Origin of the sequence: Protofrankia sp. CiP1_Cm_nod2, assembly GCF_920664355.1 — a bacterium.
GTDB lineage: Bacteria > Actinomycetota > Actinomycetes > Frankiales > Frankiaceae > Protofrankia.
In genome coordinates this window covers 16,887-22,042 of record NZ_CAKKTL010000080.1, presented here as the reverse complement: position 1 = coordinate 22,042, position 5,156 = coordinate 16,887, and the positions used below count along the sequence as shown (strand labels likewise).

Annotated in this window: 5 protein-coding genes; 4 read left to right on the top strand and 1 reads right to left on the bottom strand. The window is 72.7% G+C overall.

Annotation, left to right across the window (positions count from 1 at the left end; all coding sequences use genetic code 11):
* Positions 1 to 922, bottom strand: a 922-nt coding sequence (locus tag NBW84_RS11240) for a protein kinase domain-containing protein (RefSeq protein ID WP_250284326.1), incomplete at its 3' end; no start/stop codon positions are given.
* Positions 923 to 1,306: 384 nt separating this feature from the next.
* Between NBW84_RS11240 and NBW84_RS11235 the strand changes: the two genes are divergently transcribed.
* The 4 genes from NBW84_RS11235 (at position 1,307) to NBW84_RS11220 (ending at position 4,854) form a co-directional block, all read left to right on the top strand.
* The gene (locus NBW84_RS11235; protein ID WP_250284316.1) at positions 1,307 to 2,902 is read left to right on the top strand and encodes a Gfo/Idh/MocA family protein; all 1,596 of its coding nucleotides are present in this window, start codon (positions 1,307 to 1,309) and stop codon (positions 2,900 to 2,902) included.
* 14 nt (positions 2,903 to 2,916) lie between these two features.
* A complete protein-coding gene (locus NBW84_RS11230) occupies positions 2,917 to 3,276 on the top strand; it encodes an Rv2175c family DNA-binding protein (RefSeq protein WP_445548466.1) in 360 nt (119 codons plus the stop codon).
* 158 nt (positions 3,277 to 3,434) lie between these two features.
* On the top strand, positions 3,435 to 4,148 hold the full coding sequence (gene thiE / locus NBW84_RS11225) for a thiamine phosphate synthase (RefSeq protein ID WP_250284312.1): 714 nt from the start codon (positions 3,435 to 3,437) through the stop codon (positions 4,146 to 4,148).
* 286 nt (positions 4,149 to 4,434) lie between these two features.
* A complete protein-coding gene (locus tag NBW84_RS11220) occupies positions 4,435 to 4,854 on the top strand; it encodes a TOBE domain-containing protein (RefSeq protein WP_250284310.1) in 420 nt (139 codons plus the stop codon).
* Positions 4,855 to 5,156: the final 302 nt, after the last annotated feature.

Below are 5,156 nucleotides of genomic sequence, written 5' to 3'. Positions count from 1 at the left end.
CCCCACTGCCGGGTGCCGTCGCGGCGTGCCCGGCACCCGCGGCCGGCGCCGGCGCCGGTGCCGGCAGGGAGGGCAGGACGCGGTGCAGCTCGCCGAGCATGGCGCTGCCGTCGGCGGGGCGCATGTCCAGGTCACGCGCGGTGGCGTGCAGCACCAGCGTGTCCAGCTCGGCCGGGATGCCCTCCGCGGCCGCCGACGGTGCGGGGACCTCGCCGTGCACCGACTGGTAGGCCACGGACATCGGGGTGCTGCCGGTGTGGGGCAGCACCCCGGTGAGCATCTCGTAGAGGACGACCCCGGCGGCGTAGACGTCGCTGCGGGGGCTGGCGGAGCCGTCACTGACCTGCTCGGGCGCCAGATAGCCGACAGTGCCCATGACAACACCCTGCGTCATAGCATGGGTTGCCTGGTCCAGCGGGCGGGCGAGCCCGAAGTCGGCGACCTTCACCTGGCCGTCGTGGCCGAGCAGGATGTTCTCCGGCTTGATGTCACGGTGGATGATCCCCGCGTTGTGGGCCGCCGCGAGCGCCTCGAGGACCGGCTCGATGATCTCGATGGCCTCGGTGGGGGCCAGCCGCCCGCGGCTGCCGATGAGCTGGCGCAGGGTCTGGCCCCGCACCAGCTCCATCACCAGATAGATCACCGGGCCGCTGGGCCCGTGATCACGGCCCTGGTCGAGGACGGAGACGACGCACGGGGTGTTCAGCCGGGCGGCGGCGGTGGCCTCCTGCTGGAAACGGCGGAGGTAGTCCTCGTCGTGCGCGAACGCGGGATGCATGACCTTCAGGGCGACCAGCCGGTCGAGCCGGTTGTCGTGGGCGACGTAGACCGTCGCCATACCGCCGACGGCGAGGCGCTCCTGCGCGGTATAGCGTCCGTCCAGCAGCCGTCCGATGACGGGGTCTGCGACGGTCGCGTCCACGGTCAACAGCTTAGAGCGCCCGTGGACGACGCCGGAATCCGGCACCGCGGCCGTACCGCGCCCAGCCCGTCCCGGGGCCCATACCCATCTCGGCCCGTCCCAGCCATCCCAGCCGTCCCAGCATGAGCGAGAAGGGCCGACAGTACGACATGCCGTAACAGGCATCGGTTACCCGTCCCGGCCTGGCACGCATTGTGGCTGTGGGTGCGGCGTTTGCGAACGGGCAGGCCGGTTGGTGGTTGTGACCGGGCGGGTACACCGCCGCGCCGATCCTCCCGTACCGAGCCTCCGGTACCGGTCCCCGAGCTGATCCTTTTTGTCGCCGGTGTTTCCTGACCGGACCCCCGTTGGTTTGCCGATGGGCTAATTCACTACAGTGCCTGCGTGCCCCGGATTCACCTGGTCTCTAACCTTCCCGGCGCCAGCGCACTCGGTGACCATCTCAGGGGTGCGGGGCTCGGGCCCACTTCCGCGCGGTCCGCGGACGCGCTGCTCGTCCTCATCGACCGGCCGCTGGACAACAGTGAGCAGGACGTGCTCGACCGCGCCCGCCAGTCCGTCCCGGTGCTGCTCGCCGGCCCCACCCTGCGGTCACTGCCGCCGGACAGCCCGCTGGTGGAGGCGTCCGGGCTGGTGCCGGGCCGGGTGACGCCGGTCCACGAACTGTGGCTGCTGCCGGGCCCGGACGGCGCGGAGTTCACCACCCGGCTCGGTGACTTCCGGCCGGTCGACCAGTGGGTCGTGCCCGACAAGCTCGCCGACGACGTGGAACAGCTGCTGTTGGTACGTCACGAGCTGACGGTGCATCCGGTGTGCACCTGGCGCCCGTCGACGGGCCTGGGCATGCTCACGCTCGGCTCGGGCGACCGGACGCTGGCCGATCCTGCCTACCACCGTCTGATCGGGCGCTGGCTGCGCCACGCCCTCGGCGTGCGGGACGCGCCGCCGGTACGGGTGGGGCTGCTCGGGACGGCCGAGTCCGCCGCCTTCCACCACATGGCCGTCGACGTCACCGAAGGCCTGGAGATGGCCGCGATCTGCGACGGCGCGTCGCGCCCGCCGGGACGCGGCGGGGAGCATGCCGTCCGCCGGATCGCCAATCCGGCCGACCTGGTGAGCGACTCCGAGACCGACCTGATGATCGTTGCCACTCCGACGCACACCCACACGGAGTGGGCGGTGCGGGCGCTCGAGGCCGGCAAGCACGTCGTGGTCGAGCACCCGTTCTGCCTGACCACCCGGGAAGTCGACGAGCTGACCGGTCTGGCCACCGAGCGCGGGCTCGTCCTGGCGGTCCATCCCGACCAGCGGGACGATCTTGGTTATCGTGCGTTGCAGAGCGCGGTCCGGGCGGGTGCGATCGGTGACGTGCTGTGGCTGGAGACGTTCCACGGCTCCTACACGCGTCCGCCCGGGACCTGGCACGACGATGCCCGGGTCAGCGGCGGGGCCGTCTACGACCGGGGCTTCGCCCCGCTGGACTGGATCCTCGACCTGCTCGCCGGGCCCGTCGAATGGGTGTCGGCGACCGCGCACAAGCGGGTATGGCACCACGTGAGCAACGCCGACCACACCCGCATCCTGCTGCACTTCGCCAGTGGTACCGAGGCCCAGATCACGATCTCCGATCTCGCCGCCGCCGCGCTGCCCAGGTTCCATGTGATCGGGACGGCCGGCTCGATCGTCAGCGAGGTCCCCGCCGAGCCGGTCGCCCCCGGCCCACGGCCCGGGCGGCACGCCGAGCGGATGTTCGCCACCCCCGCCGTCCACCTGAACCTGGTCGCCGCCGACGGCAGCCGGACCAGGCTGCCGCTGCCGGCGGCGCCGGTCACCTCGGTCTTCCACAACCAGCTCGCCGACCTGCTCGTCTCCGGCTGGCCCATGCAGTACACCGCGGAGGTGGCCCGGCGGGTGGTCGCCGTGATGGAGGCGGCCAGCCAGTCGGTGGCCGCTGGCGGAGAACCTGTCAGGCCGGTATGACCGTCACCCCCGGTATGACCAGCAGCCGTTTCCCGGTGTTTACTTTGACCGTGGAGTGGCTGACCCTGCCCGACGTCGCTGACCGGCTCGGGATGCCCATCACGCGTGTGCGTCAGATGGTGCGGGATCGCAAACTGCTCGCCGTGCGCTTCGAGGGCGTGCTGCGGGTTCCGGCCGAGTTCATCCAGGACGGCGCGGTGCTCAAGGGCCTGTCAGGCCTGCTGACCGTGCTCTCCGACGCCGGCTTCTCCGACGAGGAGTCGCTGGACTGGCTCTTCCGGGAGGACCCGACCCTGCCCGGCACCCCCGTGCGCGCACTGGCGGAGAACCGTGGCCGGGAGGTCAAACGCCGGGCCCAGGCCCTCGCCTTCTAACCTTCGCCTTCTAACCCTTGCCCGCTGGCCCTTGCCCGCTGGCCCTCGCCCGCTAGCCCTTGCCCGCTGGCCCTTGCCCGCTGGCCCTTGCCCGCTGGTGTCGCGCCTTCGGGCATACGCCGCGTTCGTCACGCCCGCGCCGCCGTAGGGTCGAGGGCATGACACAGGACGTCGATGCTTCCCGGTCGCCATATGCGTCGTCGTACACGCGGTCGGCGGAGGCGGAGGCCCGCCTGGTCCGGCTGGCCGACGCCAGGCTGTACCTGTGTCTCGGGCCGCGGCCGGGGCTGGCCGCCTTCCTCGACGAGGTGGTCGCCGCCGGGGTGGACGTCGTCCAGCTGCGCGAGAAGGGCCTGGAGTGGCAGCCCGAAGCCGATGAGCTCGCCGTGGTGCGCCAGGTCGCACGGCCGCGGGGGGCGCTGGTCGCCGCCAACGACCGGGCCGACCTCGCCGCCTTCACCGGCGTCGACGTGCTGCACGTCGGCCAGCACGACATCCCGCCCCGGCTGGCCCGCCGGCTGCTCGGCCCGGACGTGCTGATCGGCCTGTCCACCCATGATCCCGACCAGCTCGCCGCGGCGATCGAGGATCCCGACGTGGACTACTTCTGCGTCGGCCCGGTGTGGGCGACACCCACGAAGCAGGGGCGTGCGCCGGTCGGGCTGGAGCTGCCGCGCCTGGCCGCCCGACTCGCGCCCCCCTTCACCCCCGGCGCCAAGCCCTGGTTCGTCACCGGCGGGGTGGACGCGGCCACCCTGGACGACGTTCTCGGCACCGGCGCCCGGCGGGTCGTGGTCGTCCGGGGCATCACGCAGGACGCCGAGCCGGGGCCGGCCGCCGCGGCCCTGGCCGCCCGGCTGCGCGCGGCCTGAAGCCGCTCGCCCGGACGTGTGGGCGGGTGCCGGAGCACGGCCTCACGGCCCGTCCGGCCGGCCGTGCCCGGCCATCCGTGCCCAGGCGGCCTGTCCCGTCGGCCGGGGCCGGGCGGCTGGGGCCGGGCGTATGACCGGACGGTCCGGTCGCGTAGCATGCTTGTTTGTCAGCGGTGACGGTCGGTTGTGACGGTCGGCGATGACCAGCGCCGAGATGCGCGAAGTAACCGTGGATTCGGATCCGCTGCATGCGACAAACCGTAGATACGCTGGTTATGGTGCATGCATGGCGACTTTGCGGATCTCAGACGCAGCCGGTCTGTTGGGCGTCAGCGACGACACCGTCCGAAGGTGGGCCGACGCCGGCCGGCTGCCGCTGGTACGGGACAGCAGCGGCCGGCAGGCCGTCGAAGGTGCCGCGCTGGCCCAGTTCAGCAAGGAGCTCGCGGCCTCGAGCGACCGGCCGCCGGCCGCGGACGCGGCGGTGGTGGGGGAGTCGGCCCGTAACCGTTTCCCCGGCATCGTGACCCGGGTGGTACGCGACGGCGTGATGGCCCAGGTCGAGATCCAGGCCGGTCCGCACCGGATCGTGTCCCTGATGAGCCGCGAGTCCGCTGACGAGCTCGGCCTCGAACCGGGCGTGGTGGCCGTGGCCTCGGTGAAGTCGACGAATGTGGTGATGGAGCTGCCGGCGCAGCGCCGCTGACGCCACGCGGTACCGGTGGCCGGCCGGTTCCCTCCGGCCCGCCCGGCCTGTCTGCTCCTGCCGGGGCTTCCGGCCCTCCGCCGCTCCGAGGCGCCGGTCCTCCGGGGCTCTCGGGGTCTCCGGCGTTTCCGGGGCCCTGCCGGACGTGTCAGTCCTGCCGGGCGTGTCAGCTTGCGGGGACGGATATGCGGGGACGGATGAAAGCGCGATCGAAGAACCCGGCCGGGGCACCCGCCGCCGTCAGGCCGCCCTGCGCCGGTGGGTCCGGTGCCGGCGTGCCCGGCGGTGCCGGTGGGTCCGGT

Excerpts from the sequence above, each read along its gene's own strand:
- NBW84_RS11220 (WP_250284310.1), top strand. The coding sequence starts at position 4,435 with ATGGCGACTTTGCGGATCTCAGACGCAGCCGGTCTGTTGGGCGTCAGC.
- NBW84_RS11230 (WP_445548466.1), top strand. The coding sequence starts at position 2,917 with ATGACCAGCAGCCGTTTCCCGGTGTTTACTTTGACCGTGGAGTGGCTG.
- thiE (WP_250284312.1), top strand. The coding sequence starts at position 3,435 with ATGACACAGGACGTCGATGCTTCCCGGTCGCCATATGCGTCGTCGTAC.